The 811-nt window shown below is 67.4% G+C and carries 1 protein-coding gene and 1 pseudogene; one reads left to right on the top strand and one right to left on the bottom strand.

The window, feature by feature from the left end; translation table 11 throughout:
- Nucleotides 1–699: LysR substrate-binding domain-containing protein (locus tag EOA36_RS36385; protein WP_127281311.1), on the top strand; the 699-nt coding region annotated here is incomplete at its 5' end.
- Between the two features lie 8 nt (nt 700–707).
- On the opposite strand, the pseudogene EOA36_RS38710 reads toward EOA36_RS36385, so the two are convergent.
- A pseudogene (locus EOA36_RS38710) lies at nt 708–811 on the bottom strand (GNAT family N-acetyltransferase); the annotation flags it as partial.

The raw sequence follows: 811 nt of genomic DNA, 5'->3' as shown, positions 1-811 counted from the left end.
GTCGCGCTGTCGCCGGAGGGTGCCGCCTACCTGCCCCACATCCAGTCGGCCTTCGCGACCATTGGCAGCAGCACCACGGAATTGTTCGAACCACGCGCCGTCCGGACCGTCTCTATCCGGGTGCCGATCTCGTTTGCCTTGCTGGCATTGGTCCCGGCGCTGCCCGATCTCGCCAAGGCGCTGCCGCGCGTCCAGCTCGATCTGGTGACGATCCATCGGCCGACCGACTACGATCTGCCGGGCTCGGCGCTCGACATCCGTTTCGGCAACGGATCCTTTCCCGGACGCGAGGCCGAGAGGCTGACCGCCGAGCGGCTTGTGCCGGTGGCAAGTCCGGCGCTCGCCAGTGCCGCCGACTGGACATCCCTGCCGCTGCTTCTGGTGGCCGGCGCGCGCGAGATGTGGTCGGAGTGGTTCGCGGCGGCCGGATTGGCCGGCCAGCCCCAGCGGTCGCACCGTTTCGACAGTTTCGTCGCAGCCATGGAGGCGGCGAGCGCCGGCGCCGGCGTGCTGCTGGGGTCGCGACCGCTTGTCGACGCGGCGCTCGACAGCGGGACGCTGGTTCCGCTCTCCGATTTTGAACTTTCCAGCACGTCAGGGCATTTTGTGACCAGGCCATCGACGGCGCAGCTGACCAGTGCCGAGCAGGATTTCCGCCACTGGCTGCTAAAGCGCCTTGCCGGCAAGGCCCGGACCTGACTGGCGCGCTACCGCGAAGCTATGCCGATACGCTTCCAGTAGATCAGCGTGCCCGTCAGCCCGCCATGCGGTTTCAGCGCATAGTCAGGAATTTCGCCGGTGAGGATGAAGC

The organism is Mesorhizobium sp. M8A.F.Ca.ET.021.01.1.1 (assembly GCF_003998025.1).
GTDB lineage: Bacteria > Pseudomonadota > Alphaproteobacteria > Rhizobiales > Rhizobiaceae > Mesorhizobium.
Note: the sequence above shows the minus strand (reverse complement) of the source record. Positions and strands in the feature narration are given on the sequence as shown.